The organism is Bradyrhizobium sp. SZCCT0153 (assembly GCF_018129995.1).
GTDB lineage: Bacteria > Pseudomonadota > Alphaproteobacteria > Rhizobiales > Xanthobacteraceae > Bradyrhizobium > Bradyrhizobium japonicum_G.
Genome location: NZ_JAFCKS010000012.1, coordinates 123,664 through 137,926 on the forward strand (window position 1 = coordinate 123,664; position 14,263 = coordinate 137,926).

The 14,263-nt window shown below is 59.4% G+C and carries 18 protein-coding genes; 15 read left to right on the plus strand and 3 right to left on the minus strand.

The features are described 5' to 3' along the window. The 12 genes from JQ572_RS32525 (at position 1) to JQ572_RS32580 (ending at position 9,702) form a co-directional block, all read left to right on the plus strand. Positions 1 to 843 carry a type II secretion system F family protein gene (locus JQ572_RS32525; protein WP_349643121.1) on the plus strand — a complete coding sequence of 281 codons (843 nt, stop codon included), beginning with the start codon at positions 1 to 3 and terminating at the stop codon, positions 841 to 843. Next, complete coding sequence (locus tag JQ572_RS32530) at positions 840 to 1,742, plus strand: type II secretion system F family protein (protein ID WP_211386918.1); 903 nt, start codon at positions 840 to 842, stop codon at positions 1,740 to 1,742. Before JQ572_RS32525 ends, JQ572_RS32530 begins: the two co-directional genes overlap by 4 nt. Positions 1,743 to 1,756: 14 nt before the next feature. Further along, complete coding sequence (locus JQ572_RS32535) at positions 1,757 to 2,224, plus strand: hypothetical protein (protein WP_211386919.1); 468 nt, start codon at positions 1,757 to 1,759, stop codon at positions 2,222 to 2,224. 9 nt (positions 2,225 to 2,233) lie between these two features. Continuing rightward, on the plus strand, positions 2,234 to 3,559 hold the full coding sequence (locus JQ572_RS32540) for a pilus assembly protein TadG-related protein (RefSeq protein WP_211386920.1): 1,326 nt from the start codon (positions 2,234 to 2,236) through the stop codon (positions 3,557 to 3,559). Next, on the plus strand, positions 3,559 to 3,984 hold the full coding sequence (locus tag JQ572_RS32545; protein ID WP_249129611.1) for a TadE/TadG family type IV pilus assembly protein: 426 nt from the start codon (positions 3,559 to 3,561) through the stop codon (positions 3,982 to 3,984). Before JQ572_RS32540 ends, JQ572_RS32545 begins: the two co-directional genes overlap by 1 nt. Before the next feature lie 407 nt (positions 3,985 to 4,391). Further along, a complete protein-coding gene (locus JQ572_RS32550; RefSeq protein WP_211386922.1) occupies positions 4,392 to 6,011 on the plus strand; it encodes a type II and III secretion system protein family protein in 1,620 nt (539 codons plus the stop codon). Between the two features lie 12 nt (positions 6,012 to 6,023). Continuing rightward, positions 6,024 to 6,422, plus strand: coding sequence for a hypothetical protein (locus tag JQ572_RS32555; RefSeq protein WP_211386923.1), 399 nt, complete (start codon positions 6,024 to 6,026; stop codon positions 6,420 to 6,422). Positions 6,423 to 6,557: 135 nt separating this feature from the next. After that, complete coding sequence (locus tag JQ572_RS32560; RefSeq protein WP_211386924.1) at positions 6,558 to 7,094, plus strand: tetratricopeptide repeat protein; 537 nt, start codon at positions 6,558 to 6,560, stop codon at positions 7,092 to 7,094. 103 nt (positions 7,095 to 7,197) lie between these two features. Further along, positions 7,198 to 7,731 carry a hypothetical protein gene (locus tag JQ572_RS32565; protein WP_249129613.1) on the plus strand — a complete coding sequence of 178 codons (534 nt, stop codon included), beginning with the start codon at positions 7,198 to 7,200 and terminating at the stop codon, positions 7,729 to 7,731. A gap of 828 nt (positions 7,732 to 8,559) precedes the next feature. Beyond that, positions 8,560 to 8,859 (plus strand): PilZ domain-containing protein, encoded by a 300-nt coding sequence (locus tag JQ572_RS32570; protein WP_211386926.1) that lies wholly within the window; start codon positions 8,560 to 8,562, stop codon positions 8,857 to 8,859. 7 nt (positions 8,860 to 8,866) lie between these two features. Next, positions 8,867 to 9,109, plus strand: a complete 243-nt coding sequence (locus JQ572_RS32575) for a PilZ domain-containing protein (RefSeq protein ID WP_211386927.1) — start codon at positions 8,867 to 8,869, stop codon at positions 9,107 to 9,109. Between the two features lie 263 nt (positions 9,110 to 9,372). Next, positions 9,373 to 9,702 (plus strand): hypothetical protein, encoded by a 330-nt coding sequence (locus JQ572_RS32580; protein ID WP_211386928.1) that lies wholly within the window; start codon positions 9,373 to 9,375, stop codon positions 9,700 to 9,702. A gap of 122 nt (positions 9,703 to 9,824) precedes the next feature. Here the strand turns inward: JQ572_RS32580 and JQ572_RS32585 are convergent, their stop codons facing one another. Then, the gene (locus JQ572_RS32585) at positions 9,825 to 10,184 is read right to left on the minus strand and encodes a hypothetical protein (RefSeq protein WP_211386929.1); all 360 of its coding nucleotides are present in this window, start codon (positions 10,182 to 10,184) and stop codon (positions 9,825 to 9,827) included. 374 nt (positions 10,185 to 10,558) lie between these two features. Beyond that, positions 10,559 to 11,710, minus strand: coding sequence for a hypothetical protein (locus JQ572_RS35225; RefSeq protein WP_249129614.1), 1,152 nt, complete (start codon positions 11,708 to 11,710; stop codon positions 10,559 to 10,561). 128 nt (positions 11,711 to 11,838) lie between these two features. Here JQ572_RS35225 and JQ572_RS32595 point away from each other — a divergent pair, with 128 nt between their 5' ends. After that, positions 11,839 to 12,111, plus strand: a complete 273-nt coding sequence (locus tag JQ572_RS32595; protein WP_211386930.1) for a hypothetical protein — start codon at positions 11,839 to 11,841, stop codon at positions 12,109 to 12,111. Positions 12,112 to 12,140: 29 nt separating this feature from the next. Here the strand turns inward: JQ572_RS32595 and JQ572_RS32600 are convergent, their stop codons facing one another. Further along, positions 12,141 to 12,515 (minus strand): hypothetical protein, encoded by a 375-nt coding sequence (locus tag JQ572_RS32600; protein ID WP_249129616.1) that lies wholly within the window; start codon positions 12,513 to 12,515, stop codon positions 12,141 to 12,143. A 693-nt stretch (positions 12,516 to 13,208) separates the two neighbouring features. Between JQ572_RS32600 and JQ572_RS32605 the strand changes: the two genes are divergently transcribed. Then, on the plus strand, positions 13,209 to 13,703 hold the full coding sequence (locus JQ572_RS32605) for a hypothetical protein (protein ID WP_249129618.1): 495 nt from the start codon (positions 13,209 to 13,211) through the stop codon (positions 13,701 to 13,703). 111 nt (positions 13,704 to 13,814) lie between these two features. Then, a complete protein-coding gene (locus JQ572_RS32610; protein WP_211386931.1) occupies positions 13,815 to 14,189 on the plus strand; it encodes a hypothetical protein in 375 nt (124 codons plus the stop codon). Positions 14,190 to 14,263 lie beyond the last annotated feature (74 nt).

The following is a 14,263-nucleotide window of genomic DNA, read 5'->3' on the forward strand; positions in this document are numbered from 1 at the left end:
ATGGATCGTCAGATGACGACCGCTTTGCGCACCTCATCTGAGGCCAGCCTGCCCTCCATTCGTCGTGTCGAGTCCAGATCCCGCTCGCAGTTTCTCTACAGCCTGGTCAATTACAGGGCCGGGATACCTTACGCCTGGCACCCGGCCTATGTGCTGCTGGCCGCCGCGATCGCGCCAGCTGCAATCTTCTATGCCAATCGCCTGTTTGGGTTTTCCACCCTCTATGTATCTATCGCTGCCGCAATCGTGGCCATCCTGGTGGTACGAGGTTTGTTTGGATGGCAGCAACGTCGCTTCGCCGATCAGCTCTTTCGACAGCTCCCCGATACGGTTCAGTTGGTGACCAGCACCGTTCGATCCGGCCTTCCCGTGAACGAAGCATTTCGCACCATTGCGCGCGAGATGCCGCAGCCGACGGCCGGGCAGTTTGCGATCGTTTGCAGCGAGATAAGTATGGGAAGGGCTCCGGAGGAAGCCGTGGAAGCCATCTATCGGCGAACCCAAGTCGCCGAGTATGCAATGTTCGCCGTGACGCTGGCCGTCCAGTTGAAGTCGGGCGGCAGTCTGGCCGAGACCCTGCAGATTCTTGCAGAGACCGTAAGTCAGCGCGTTGCGCTGGCTGCTCGCGCCAAGGCTCTGGCGGGAGAGGTGATCTTTTCCTCGCGCGCGCTTTCACTTTCGCCCGCCATTATTGGCGGGTTGCTCTACATGATCAATCCTCAGTCGATCGACCTCTTGTTCCATGATCCGGTCGGCAACAAGCTCCTGGCTTACGCGGTCGGCTCCGTTGTGACCGGGCACTTCGTGATCCGCTGGTTGATCCGAAGGGAGACAGCACTATGACCGCTGGTCTCGGATTGGTCGCGCTCGCCATCGCAGCCGCGACCGCGACCTTCCTATTGATCATCCGCGAGATACACATTCGCGCATTGAACACGCGCGTTTCAAACGCAGTGCTGGGCATCCCTGACAGATCAACACACTCCAGGGACATGATAGGTTGGTTTGCATCGATCGGCACGCGGTACAAGCGCTTCTATGCCGAGGAAAATCTCGAACAACTGCGAACGATCGTGCAATCGGCAGGGTTCAATCATTACCGGACCCTGCCGATCTGGATCGGAGTCAAAGTTGTCAGCATGCTCTTGTTGCCGGTCGTTGCCTTCCTTGCTGCGCAACTCTCGGAACGATCGGCAAGCGCCGTGCTATTTTTCACGCTTGCCGGCGTGGTGATCGGAATCATGGGGCCGCGATTGGTTCTGTCGGTCCTGAGGCGGCGTTTCAATGCCGCCATTCGGCTGGGCACGCCGGATACCATCGATCTGCTTGTCGTGTGCAGCGAAGCGGGCATGGGCCTCGAAAGCGCGCTGCAGAGAGTCGCGGAAGAAATGAAGGAGACCAATCCGGCCATGGCCCAGGTCCTGTACGGTCTTCTCGACGATCTCCGGATACTGCCGAACCGCGCCGAGGCGTTCGAGAAGTTGGGGACCACGTCGGAGGGACTTCGCCGCTTCGGCACCATGGTCAGCCAGAGCCTGCAATACGGCACGCCGCTGAGCCAGGCGCTGCGCACGATCGCCGCCGACCTCCGGCGCGAGCGCATTACCAAGCTGGAAGAAAGGGCGCACAAGCTCGGCGCCAAGCTGACGATCCCGATGGTGCTGTTCCTGCTTCCGGCCATGTTCGTCATTCTGGGCGGAAGCCCGTTTCTGCATCTCATCCGAACGTTCAAGCAGATTTAGGGGCAGACAAGGACATGACCAAGGTTTGCGACTGTCGCGCCAGACTTAGACGCCGGAAAGATTTTTTCCTGGCGGATCAGCGCGGCGCCGTTGCGCTCGAGATGCCGGTCATCACGATTTTTCTGATCTTCAGCCTGCTGCTGCCGCTTGCCGACGTTGCCATCGCCGGCTTTCAGTTCATATCGGCGTGGGGGGCGTTGCGCGGATTCGGGCAGTCCATTCAGTACTCTCCGCCGACAGATTTCGCGAATAGTTCAAGCTGGACCTCAAGCGCACTCGCCAAGGCTGATTCCAAGCATCCCATTTCCAATTTCAAGCTCGTTTGCGGCGACAGCGGCGTTGCCTGCTCCACAGCCAACACGGCCTCGCCCAAATATTATTCGTACCAGACGACCGTCACCCTGGCGCCCATGCTGTTAAAGGCGGTGCTGTGCAGCCCTTCTTGCTCCTTCACGCTATCGTACTCAGAGCGGTTTCAATAGGACAGTCCCATGCGTGACCTACTTCATTGCCGTCGCGGTTCAGTGGCATTCGCAACCGTTGTGGCCCTGGTGCCGCTGATCGGAGCCGTTGCACTCGGAGCCGAGGCGGGATCGTGGTATGTCACCAAGCAGCACGCGCAGAATGCCGCCGATGCGGCGGCCTATTCGGGTGGCTTGTGGTTGGCTTGCTCCCTTTCTCCGACGGCGTGTACTGCCGACCCGCAATCGATGGACTATCGCGGCAAGCAGTTTGCGTCACAGAATGCCTTCTGCAACACCGGCGACGGTACCGCATACCCCGGTAGACGGTGTGTCACCCTTGCGAGTAACGTCACCCAGAGCGTCACGATCGCCCTTCAGGGAACGGATGCGGTCAAGGCCACCGTCTCCCAGACACAGCCGGCATACCTGGCACACCTACTAGGATTGTCCTCTGTGACGATAGGCGCAACAGCCACCGCCCAGGTCAAGATCTTGGCAAACCCCTGCGTCCTGACTCTCTCGGATCCACTTGCATTTCAGGGAAGCACAACCGTACAGGCGCAAAAGTGTGGCCTGTCCTCAAACAGTACGCAATCCAATTCTCTCAACTTTACCGGTAACGGTCTCGACGTCAGTAAAGCTGGAGCAATCTCCGGACAGGGAGATTGCCATGACAACGGCGGAGGACAATGCAGCAAAGCAATTACCTTTGCACCGCCCGTTCCTGATCCGCTGAGCGGATTGAATGCAGCGATGTCGACGCTCAGCACGGGCAGCTTCTCCGGTCCATGCGGCACGACTCTGACGGCCTATGACGCCACTCATAAATGTTACAACGACATGGGCAATGGCGCTAACAAATTCAAGTTCGGGAATCAGACCTACAATCTCAATGGCGTCTATTTCTTCAATGGTCCCGTGACTATCGGCGGTGGCACTACATTAAAAACATTGCCCGGATCCTCTACCACTTTGATACTGCTTCCCGGAGCAACCCTGACGATAAACGGTGGTCCAGTGATTCAGATTAGCGCATCGAGCACCGTGGTCTCTACCCAGGTGCCTGCCGCATTGGCTTCGGTTGTCAATCTGATGAGCCAATTGCTCATTTATGATCCGGAAAAGACCAACAAAAATCAGTCCGTCAGCCTGACAGGGAATTCTGCGAACTACTTCAACGGCATTGCTTATTTTCCGAATGCGGACGTGGTCTATCAAGGCAGCACGCAGTCCTACACTTGCGTCGAAGTCATTGCAAAAGGCATCACCCTGTCCGGCAATTCCAACTTTGACAATTCAGGATGCCCTGCAAGCGGGAAGATTCAAAGCCAGATCGTTCGTTTGGTGCAATGATGAGAAAGCTCGACCAGCGCGGAGTTGCGGCGTTTGAGTTTTGCCTGGTCGCCGTGGCATTTTTCACGCTGGTGTTCACGATCTTCGATCTCGGACGTTATGCGATCACCATGCAGTCATTGCGGGCGCTCGCGAACGCCGGTGCTCGGGCCACCACGGTCGGCGCCTCGGGCAGCACCTGTTATGCGGATGCCGTGATCGCAAAAACAACTCCCGCATGCAGCGGCGATCCGCTGCCATCGGATACGGCCAAGAAGAACGTTGCCCCGTTCCTGTATGCAGGCGGTCTCACGCCGACGTTAAACACCATTACGGGAGCCGGTGCTGTTACAGTCACGGCATCCGAACCGGGTTTCAAGATGATGATGCCGATATGGGGCACGTCCCTGGATGCGCCGAGCGCGTCCATCACGGTTCCATTTTAGTTGGCGAGCGCCCACGGTAATAGAGTAGCTCTCGCGACTTTTAGATTTTCCGAAAATCGATGGAGCCCGCTTGTTTGGAAACATGCGGGAAAAAGTGGTGCTCCCTGGCAACATCGGGGAGTTTTCTCTCCTTTTGCGGCAGTGCGGCAACTGTCTCTCCTTGCCAACGCGACGCCCGACTGATGATGATCCCGGTGCCGCCTTTCGCGGCCCGCGGGAGTCGTGGTCTGCTTGCACGGAGCCATGCTGGCTTGTGCACAGCTCCATGAGCCCGGCGGGAAATACTGGTAACGATTTGTAGTGTTGCTGATAGTAAACTGTACGTTGAGGCAGGCGAAGGAGAGTAACGGGGCGCCGGGCACTTACGTTGTGGGGATCGCCGCAGAATGCGGCAAAGGGGTATTGCAATGGTTTGCGGTCGCGTGTCGGGCAGCGCCGGAGCGAGGCTTTCCGCCCTGGGGCTGACGGCTCTGTGTGGGATTGCGTTGTTCAATTCGGCCGATCGCGCCGGGGCCGCGGATCGGCGGGTCTCGTCGGGTGGCGTCTTCGTCAGCGAGATGAGCGACGTCCAGCGGGTCAAGGTAATCCTCAACAAGTCGCGGACCTTCAGGGTCGACACGGCCTTTGCCACCATTGTCGCGGGCTCGCCCGACATCATCGACGTCAAGTCGCTCAGCGATCACCTGATCTACATCCAGGGCAAGCAGACCGGCACCACCAACGTTATCCTGCTCGACGGTGCGATGAAGCAGATCGGGATCCTCGATGTCGAGGTCGCGATCGATACCGGCAACCTCCAGCAGAATATTCGGGCCAGCACAGGCGCCCAGGGCATCCGGGTCTCTTCGTCCGAGGGCCAGGTAGTGCTGAGCGGAACGGCGAGCGACGCCGTCACCGCCGAACGCGCCGTGGCGATTGCCACCGGCACGCTTCCCAAGGGGGGCACGGTCGTCAATGCAATGAGCGTCGCGTCGCCACAGCAGGTCATGCTCGAGGTGCGGTTTTTGGAAGCGAGCCGCACCGCCGGTCGCGAACTCGGCATGAACCTCTATGCAGCGAATGCCAGTGGGTCGAATATTGCCAATTCCGGGCTTGGCGGGGCTAATTCGATCAACACGGCTAGCGGTCGAGTCGCTATGCCCAACGTCGGTCCCCCGCCTGGTTCCATCCCGTTGCTCGGAACAGCGGGGACTCTGGTTGGCGCCGCAGGCGGCGTGGCGCCTGTCCCGTTCGGAAGTTTGTTGACCAGCATCCTTCGCACCAGCAATGGCAGTTCGGTGGACTTGCTGATATCCGCGTTGGAAACGAAAGGGTTGGTTCGCCGGCTGGCCGAGCCAAACTTGACCACGCTTTCAGGCGATTCCGCCCGATTCCTGGCCGGCGGTGAATTTCCAGTGCCGATCCCGAACACGACGACGAACGGTTTTCCCACAGTCACCATCGACTACAAGAAGTTCGGTGTCGAGTTGGCCTTCGTGCCCACTGTGCTCTCTCGCGGCGTGATCAACCTCCGGGTCGAGCCATCGGTCAGCGAGCTTGATTTCTCCAACGCGGTGACCATTCAGGGGACGACCATTCCCGCGCTGACCCGCCGCGATGCGCGTACGACTGTCGAACTGCGCGACGGCCAGAGCTTTGCCATCGCCGGCCTGCTGCAGACCCGCAACCGGCAGGACGTTTCGCAATTGCCCTGGATCGGCTCGGTGCCCGTGCTTGGAACCTTGTTCAGCAGCAAGTCGTACCAGCAGGAGGAAACCGATCTCGTCATCATCGTAACCCCGCGCCTGGTCGCGCCGGCGGCCCCCGGCCAGCAACTGGCGTCGCCGCTCGACTCCCGCCTGCCGGCCAACGACGTCGATTTCTTCCTCAACGGCCAGATGGAAGTCCGCAAGCGCTACGACGACTACGTCAATTCCGGCGGCGAGGTGAAGGGTCCCTACGGCCACATCATCGCGCCGCAGCTCACCGCACCGATTCCGCCACCGGCCGCCGCTGCAAGCGAGCCGGCCATCAAGACTCTCAACTAGAGGACGCGAAAGATGACCGCGAGGTATCTGGCTCTGTTCGCGCCCTTGCTGCTCGGGGGATGTTACGGCCTCGCCGGGAATGACGAGATGGATCGCTACGTCCAGCGCTCCGACACCATCACGATGAGTGCCGGCAATGCCAAGCAGGTGAATGCGGTCACCCACACCATCACGCCATGGCCGCGCTATGTCGGGGACACCAGGATCGCCACCGATGCGCGCCGTGCCGGCGCCGCCGTCACGCGCTATGGCAACATGAAACAGCCGGTGGATCAGCTTCCCGACATCAGCGATGCGACGAAACAAATGGGCGTACGGCCTGCACCAACCCAGACAATCGACGTGCAGGGCCTGGGCGCCGGTTCGTCGGCGGGTATTTCGGTGCCGGTTGGCGGGGCTGGGAGCAGATAAAAAAGGCCAATGTTTTCAAGGTCGATCCTACTGTGCATGGGGTTGTTTTGCGGGAATTTTGCTGGGCGCCGGGGGCCGCGCCCGGGTTTTGATGTTTCGATGAATCTGCCGGAAGCCGGCGGGGGACGAGGATTGATGCGCCGTGTCATTCTAATGCTGACCTGTTGCTTGTTGGGGACAGGCCTTGCGGCGTGCGACTACACCGTGAGGGAGGCCGCAATCGTCGCTCCCGGGGATCCGCCGGGCGTCGACCCCGTGCAGGAGCCGACCGACGTCAAATACTATCCGTCCGACGAGCCCGTGCGGCTGGGGCTGGAGCATTTCAACCGCGGCAATTACGGCCTTGCCCAGCGCTATTTCAAGGACGGCGTCGAGAAGGCGCCCAAGGACCTGACGGCCTGGACCGGGCTCGCCGCGAGCTATGACCGGCTGCGCCGCTTCGATCTTGCCGACCAGGCTTATGCCGAGGCCATCAGGCTCGGCGGCGAGACGGTCCAGATCCTCAACGACCAGGGCTATTCGCTGATGCTGCGCGGCAATCTCAGCGCCGCGCGCAAGAAGTTCATGAAGGCCTATTCGATGGACCCGGGCAATCCGGTCATCGCCAACAACCTCGAATTGCTGAACGGCAGCCGCAGGTTCATCGAAAGACCGCCGAACAACCAGCCCTGAGCGATCAGCCGCGATTTTAGCCTCTATCCGGTCTACGGCGGCAGCAGCGGCCCAAGGGGAACCGTTAAGGCAAGCTCAACGTTTTTAACGTATGGCTTGTCACATGAACCGGCTTTTTAAATTGCAGATTCTCGGGCCGTTGGCACTTTTTGCCGCGACGCTGAGCGCCGAATTGGCTGCGCGCGCGCTTGAATACGCGCCGAGCTCTGAAATTCTCTGGTACGTCAATCTCAAGCTGTTCGGCATCTTCCAGCGCAGCGACGCCTATTTGAGCTATTTCGTTCACGTTGACGGATTCCAGCTGTTCGGACTTGCGCTTCCCATCTTCTTGCTCGCCTGCCTTGGGCTTGCGACCAAATCCCGGCCGCTCTTCACGATCGCAACGCATCTCAGCGCCGCCTACGCCGTGTTTCTGGTTGCATCCTGGCAGGTTGGTACGCCAACCCTCAGACAGGCATCGCTGGGAACGATCGCGGTCCCGTCGGGCGGCGTGTTCGTGATGGCGACCATTCTCGGCACTTGCATGCTGTCCTTCGCAATCACGCATCTGTTCTATTTCCGCGCCGTCCATCAGGAAATCGGAGTTCTGGTCCGGTGGTTGCGCGGAGGCTCCAGCATCGCTCACGGGCTCGATTAATTCGCCTGCAAGTCCTTTTGGCGTGACCGGCCGTTGTGGCTCACGATGCGGATCCGGCATCCGCGGCCCCGCGGAAGTCACCGCTTTCCGCGGCATCTGTCCGCGGTTGGCGCGGGAGGGCAGGCTAAAATGCGGCAGTATGGTTCACCGTAATTAAACGGAATCCACTTGCCACCTCAGTACCGCTAGGGTGTCGATGCCGGGGCTGGCATTTCATCACGGACCCAAATTTCAACCGGCAAGGGGCCGCTCTTCGAGCGGCCCCTTTCAGTTTGTCGGGAAAGAAAGCCCGCCTCCGGCAAAAAAGAGCAGTGGAGGCGGGCCAAGGTCGTTTTGCGGCGCCGTTCTTCCCGGGGCTGGCAGGGATGCCGTCGCTCGCGATGGAACCGTAGCACTATGGAACCCGGCCGGAAATCCGCAGGACTACCGAACAACAACGCCGCTCGCCTCAAAATGATCGCGAGCGGCGCTGCGCCAGCCCCAGGAGGGTCGATGCAAAATCCCGGATTAGATGAGTTTATGCCGCCTTTGTTACGGATTAATGCGTAAATTTACGTCTGACCCGCGCCGTAAAGGGTGAAATGTTGTGTACGCTCAGATCTGTGCCTGTTCTTGGCTTCATGGGCAGGCCGGGCGCGGATTTGCCGAAATCCGACACGCTCATTAGCCTTTTCTGAATTCTTCTCTCTCACTATCGAGGAGACGCGCAATTTTAACGCCGCGTTGCTTCCGCCGAGACGAGGGCTATTCAACTTCCCAAGCGCTTCTCGTGCGGCGGCAAGCAGCCGGCGAGCGGCGCCTTCTTTCAAACGCAGGTTTCGACCTGGTATGTCTGATTCATTGCCACCCGAAAAACGTGGAACGGCACGTATCGAGTTCTCGCGAGGCATCGACGTGCACATGGTGGCTATCGACGGGACGTGGAGCCGTCAATGTCAGATGACCGACGTGGCTGAAGCCGGAGCCAAGCTCAAGATCGAGGGCTCGATCGAAGGGCTTGCGCTGAAGGAGTTTTTCTTGCTCCTTTCGACGACCGGAGCCGCCTTCCGCCGCTGCGAGTTGGCTTGGATCAATGGTGACAACATTGGCGTTCACTTTCTGCGCGGCAAGAACTTGAGCAAAGGGTGAACTATCCGTGGAGGAGCGTCGTAGACAGCAGCGCGCGGTAGTCGACGAGGTCGCATACATCACTGGCGACGGGTCGAGCATGCGGTGCCGCGTCGTCAGCCTCTCCGATCACGGTGCCGCCGTCGAGCTGGCAGACAAGGTCTATGTCAGACCTCGTTTCAAGCTGATGATGGCGAAGGATCGCGTCATTCGCGATTGTCGGCTCGTCTGGTCCAGCGAAAATCGTGTCGGCGTTGAATTCCTGGATTAGCGATCGGCGCGATCACGCTGACATCGACGGGCGGCATGTCGCTTCGTGAACCCGAGCAGGCATAGCGCCCGTGCCGAAAAGCGATGGCCGTGACGGCGTTCGTAACGGAAGGTTTAACGGGTTTATCGGCAGGTTTAATCTTGGCCGACCAAGATTTAGGCTTGCATCAAGGAATAGGCTGGACAACTGTGATCAAGGCCTCGGCACGCTTTAGCCTCTGAAGGCGGATTATTTTAATAGTTCTTGTCTTCTGGATTTTGGCAATGAGAACGTTTTTGATCATTCTCGGCGTTTGGCTGCTGATTAATGTTCTCTTCGTCGTGGTGATGATCCCCCCGCGCAAGCCAACGAGGCCGAATGTTGTCGGCAAACCGAACGGTGCCATGCCTCTCGTCGCCGGGTTGACTTCCGGGCCGACCGACGCGCGGGACGAGAGCATCTCGCTGCGACATGTCATTATCGCAATCGGGCTCGGCGTATTCTTTTCGCTAACGCCGCCTTTGCTCGAGGCTTTCGATGCGATCAGGGGTTTCGTCGGCAGGCGCGTGCCTAAATCGAAAACATCCCGGTATGAACCCGACGGGGACGCGTAAACGGGGGAGGGGCGACGTGCGGTTCTTTGCCTTCGTCGCTCCGCTCAGTAAACGCGATCGAGTACGCGGCCCGGGAGGCGGTCCGGTCGCGCGAGGTCGAGAACGCGAGATTCGTCGATCTGTCACCAATATTGGTTGATGCGGTACGGGCGGGGATGCTGGCCGCGGTAATAGACAATTCCCGGCCCCACGACCCGCCGGTGCCGAAAGCCTGAACCGGTGAGGTCGACAGCGATCGCTCGCACGTCGTGGCCAACAAAGACAGGATACTCGTAATTAAAGACGTAGCTGTGGTCCGCGACCGGACCATTTTGCCCGTTAAAGGAAGGGCCCTGGCCGTATCCAAACCCCCACGCGTTTTCGACGTCGGGGAGACCGCCCGTGCCGTTCCGAGGTCCGCCAGCGAGGGCCGATCCGGATGTCATGAGGGCGCCGATCCCAAGAAGCGCGGCAGCCGTCAGGATGTTTGAAGTGCCTCGCATCGTGTTCCTCCTCTCAAATCAGATGTCGGAAACAGGAGTAGACGAACATAAACCTACCCGTTCTTCAGTGCTGACGGTAGCGCAGAGCAGCGCGCCTGGTATGCCAAAACCATTTTTCGAGGCGCCGAAACACTGCGGAAACAGGCTGGAGGTAGGCTGCTATCCATGGACGATTTACAGGAGAGGCGGACATGATTGCAGTTAAGTTGATTGCCCTCGCTCTTGGCACAGGGTTGCTCGTTGACCTGATGTCGGGGGATTTTGGCGCCGATGCTCTGCTCGCCGCTCTCGACCTTTTTCAGTAAGGGGAGCAGACCTATTCCGGTGCGACCGAAGGCCGTTTTCTTACGCATGCGCTCTGACGGATCGGACGATCAATTCGATCCAAGAACAGCGTCGATCTGACGGCTGTCCCTTCTGACGACGAGGATGGCGCCGTTGCGGATCGCGAATCTCGCGCCGAGCAGTTTCGGCACCTTTTCTGTTACCGGTGAAGGGAAGGGTATGGTCGCTCCGGCGATCGGATCGCCGACCAGAGGGGCTGGGGAGGAGCCGGTGCCAGGTGCGGGTTTGATATAGTCGCGAATAAGCTGGATCTCTTCGCGTGACAGAGTGAGAGGCGCTGGCTGCGGCGGATTGTCAGCTGTCCGTTTGCTCCGTTCTTCGCGCGCTTTTTCCTCTGCCTGCTTCGCTTTTTCTGCCTGATCGAAGCGGGAAAGCCTCTCCTTCAACGGCGATAGTTCTCGCTGAAGGGAGGAGATTTCCGTCTGCAGAGACCTGATCTGCGTCAAGGCGATCGCGGCGCCGGCGCAGATGACGATCACCAATAAGCTGATGAGCGCGACAACGATTCCATTGATGCTTGCGCCCTGGCCGACCCTGCGCGCGTTCGGTAGATCCTCCTCAAGGTGCCGCCGCCATAGCGCGGCCAGGCGGCGGAATTGCCGCGCAACTGCATCAAATCTCGGGGCTTTCGTGGCCCCACTGTCTCGCGCCCGATCTGCCTCACGGGAGATGAGGCGCTGGGCCGTTGTCGATGGTGGAGGCGCTGAGGCTGGCGGGGTCACCGGTTGAGGAGCCGCAGTGCTCGCATCCATGTCAACGGGGCCTGGCTTGGTCAAATGCCTCGATGTGTCGTCGGCCCCGGCCGTCCAAGGAGCGTCCGCGCTTTGGCATCCCGCGAGGCCTTCGGTTTCCTCGCGAAGTTCAAGATTGAAAATCCTCGAACGTACTTCAGCGCCGATCAGATCATCGATGCTCTCGAGCGAATTCGTCCGGGGTAGAGAGCGATCAGGGAGGGCCTCAGTGACCGAGCGGCCGGCCTCGGTGATCTGCAAGCTGTCGCCATCCACGACGGCGAGGCCGGCCTCTATCAGCTTGATACCGGCGGAAACCCGCTGTTCGATTCGATCTTCGATTTCGCCGTTTTCGTCATGCGCTTTGAGTTGCCGATCGAGTTCGGCAAACGCAATCCGTCCATTCGGACGATTGGCAAGCGCAGTAAGGATGGCGAGATCGGTTTGCACGGCCACCACGATGATTAGGCAGGCCGCCACGACAGACGAAATGAGCAAACAAGCGGACGGCGCTCAATTATTCGCCCATTATGGCCTTGATTGGAAACTCCCACTTTGGCACTGTTGCGCATTAGCGCATGAAGATCGAGGGCAATATGCCAAAAATACTGGCCGCGACCGCCATTTCACTTACGGTTATGTTCGTTTCAAGCGCCGCTTACAGCGGTTCCTATCCCATTGGAGACGAGCCCTACCGTCTGGATTTCCGTTCCGATCCGCAGATCGAAGCTGGATGCTTGAAGTGGAATTGGCAGCAATATCAATGGAATAATTACTGCCCGGTCTATATCCAGCCCAAGGCCTATATGTACCCTCGCTCGCAGGCAGTTGTGCTGCGCACCAAGGGGTAACTAATCAACTCGCCGTAACGCGCCTCGCCTTAGTGGGCGAGGGTGCAGGCGATTTGGCTGTGCTTGCCGAAATTTAACAGGGCATTTTCGCGGAAACCGTCGAGCCAGACGCCCCGTCCGGCGTACCGATAACCTACGCCCATTGGAACCATCCGCACGTGGGCACCACCATGCCGCCCGGTCTGCAGAGACGCCGTGACGACCTCGCCAGCAACCGAGACCGCGATCGGGCAAAGGGGATATTGTCTGCCATTCTCGCAGACAAATACCAGATCGCTGCAGTTTCCGACCGCCGCGGGTCCTGACGTCATCAAACCTAGATCGGCCGCGCCGGCTTCGCTTGCACCGCTTGCGAGGGCCAGAAAAATCGCTCCCCAAAGAAATCCGTTGAATCGGCTCTGCATCGCAGCCCCCAAAGCGAGAAATATTCGACTAAAAGAGCAAAATTGGCATCAAAGGTCAATCAGCGACGGCCTCTTTTGATGGCAGGCTGGAAACACGCGCGGAACGGCAAGAAGGGCAGACGGCCCGCGCGCGGAAGTCTGATGCGGAGGATGACGGCAGTCGAGAGCGCGGATGCTTTCGCGCGAAGTAAACCTCGGTCGGCGCGTCGAAGTTGCCTGTAGTGACGGCGCCGGGGCCGGTTACAGGCGACGAATTGATTGAAACGACCTCCGCGTCCCGTCGCTCTCGAGCTTGGTCAGGTCGATCAAGCTCGTCCGGTTCGGGCATTGCCCCGGCTTTATTTTAATACCGCCACACGTTTTACGACTGCCGGAAAGCGTGGATCTACTGTTACCGAAATGCCGCGGGCAGCAAAATTAATGCTGCGCAGATGCTCTTTAAGTCCGTTCATTGATCATCCGTAGCGGCACGTGATTGACCGTCCGTCGGGCGCCGTGACAAGACGTCGCGTGGGGAACGGGGGTGGTGACGCGCGATTCGAATCGCAGCCGGTCAGGTAAATCGGGTTTCCGTAAGTTAACGGGGCGCCCGGCACTGTTAATGTTTACTTTACGACAGTGCCTGAACCTGTGGGCGATGATTTGGACTGTGCGGCTACCCCTATCGGGAGCAAGCGAGCGGGTATACAGACAATGACCACAGGCTGGCGTTCAATCCTTGCGACTTCTTTCGTTCGTTGTGCCGCCCTGGCGCTTCTGATGACTTCGATCACGACCATGGCGAAGGCCGATGAATTCGAGGGGCCGACCTTTCGCAAGGGGCTTTGGCACTTCGTTCGTACGCTCGATATGGTCGCTCATCGCAAGGCAAAGCACCGCTTGCTCGAGCGGGAGCTGACGGCCTGCGTCGATCCCACCGTCGCAATGAAAGCGACGTTCTCGTCCCCCTCCGTCGGAAGCTGCGTCTCTGCGAGACCCGAAAAGAAGAACAATCAATACACGTTTGCCAATCGTTGCGACTTCATGGGTCCCGTCAGCACGGTCATTACCGTTCATAGTGACGAATCCTACACCGAGCAGAATGAGCTCAGTGAGGGGCAGGCGCCCAGGGTCGAGCTGGTCGTGGCGCATCGGATCGGCGATTGTGGTGCAGGCTCGGAGCAGGCCTCGAGGACGCTCTCCCATTGACGCTGCGCCGCCCGAAGGCGGCCGCGGAGTTTCTGTGCCGCAATCGCGGCAGGCACTTGCGCCAAGCCCGGAGACGGGGAAAGATCGACGCGTCGGGGCATGAGGCGCGTTATGAGTCCGTTGACCGGAATTATCTGCTTTGCGGGCCTGTGCACCTTGACCGGCGCAGCGGTGGCGCAAGACACTCAGCCGCCCGCCGCGCGCTCGAGCCTCGGGGAACTCGTCAAGATCGACTCATTCCAGACAACACGGCGGGCTGACAATTACGGCATTGCCAGTTTTGTGCTGTCCAACGGCACCGACAAGACAATCGACGCCGTCGAGCTGACTTGCTGGATGGATGACGATCGAGAGCACGCCACGAAAGTTCTGGTATGGGCCAACCAGCCTGTTCCCTCGCATGCGAGCTCCCAGTTCAGAAACGTCAATATCGGCGTGGTGGGACAGAACTCGCGCAACGAGTGCGAGGTGACGCGGGTGGACTAGGTCGTGGACTCATAAGCTCTGAGCCAAAGTCTAGTTGATGCCAGCAGAACGGCAGCGAGGAAGTTTCTGGCGAG

Bases quoted from the DNA above. Each gene is read 5' to 3' on its own strand.
- JQ572_RS32550 (WP_211386922.1), top strand. From the start codon at position 4,392: ATGGTTTGCGGTCGCGTGTCGGGCAGCGCCGGAGCGAGGCTTTCCGCC.
- JQ572_RS32535 (WP_211386919.1), top strand. From the start codon at position 1,757: ATGACCAAGGTTTGCGACTGTCGCGCCAGACTTAGACGCCGGAAAGAT.
- JQ572_RS32565 (WP_249129613.1), top strand. From the start codon at position 7,198: ATGAACCGGCTTTTTAAATTGCAGATTCTCGGGCCGTTGGCACTTTTT.
- JQ572_RS32595 (WP_211386930.1), top strand. From the start codon at position 11,839: ATGAAGATCGAGGGCAATATGCCAAAAATACTGGCCGCGACCGCCATT.
- JQ572_RS32600 (WP_249129616.1), bottom strand. From the start codon at position 12,515: ATGCAGAGCCGATTCAACGGATTTCTTTGGGGAGCGATTTTTCTGGCC.
- JQ572_RS32540 (WP_211386920.1), top strand. From the start codon at position 2,234: ATGCGTGACCTACTTCATTGCCGTCGCGGTTCAGTGGCATTCGCAACC.
- JQ572_RS32560 (WP_211386924.1), top strand. From the start codon at position 6,558: ATGCGCCGTGTCATTCTAATGCTGACCTGTTGCTTGTTGGGGACAGGC.
- JQ572_RS32525 (WP_349643121.1), top strand. From the start codon at position 1: ATGGATCGTCAGATGACGACCGCTTTGCGCACCTCATCTGAGGCCAGC.
- JQ572_RS32585 (WP_211386929.1), bottom strand. From the start codon at position 10,184: ATGCGAGGCACTTCAAACATCCTGACGGCTGCCGCGCTTCTTGGGATC.
- JQ572_RS32555 (WP_211386923.1), top strand. From the start codon at position 6,024: ATGACCGCGAGGTATCTGGCTCTGTTCGCGCCCTTGCTGCTCGGGGGA.
- JQ572_RS32545 (WP_249129611.1), top strand. From the start codon at position 3,559: ATGAGAAAGCTCGACCAGCGCGGAGTTGCGGCGTTTGAGTTTTGCCTG.
- JQ572_RS32530 (WP_211386918.1), top strand. From the start codon at position 840: ATGACCGCTGGTCTCGGATTGGTCGCGCTCGCCATCGCAGCCGCGACC.
- JQ572_RS32570 (WP_211386926.1), top strand. From the start codon at position 8,560: ATGTCTGATTCATTGCCACCCGAAAAACGTGGAACGGCACGTATCGAG.
- JQ572_RS32610 (WP_211386931.1), top strand. From the start codon at position 13,815: ATGAGTCCGTTGACCGGAATTATCTGCTTTGCGGGCCTGTGCACCTTG.
- JQ572_RS32580 (WP_211386928.1), top strand. From the start codon at position 9,373: ATGAGAACGTTTTTGATCATTCTCGGCGTTTGGCTGCTGATTAATGTT.
- JQ572_RS32605 (WP_249129618.1), top strand. From the start codon at position 13,209: ATGACCACAGGCTGGCGTTCAATCCTTGCGACTTCTTTCGTTCGTTGT.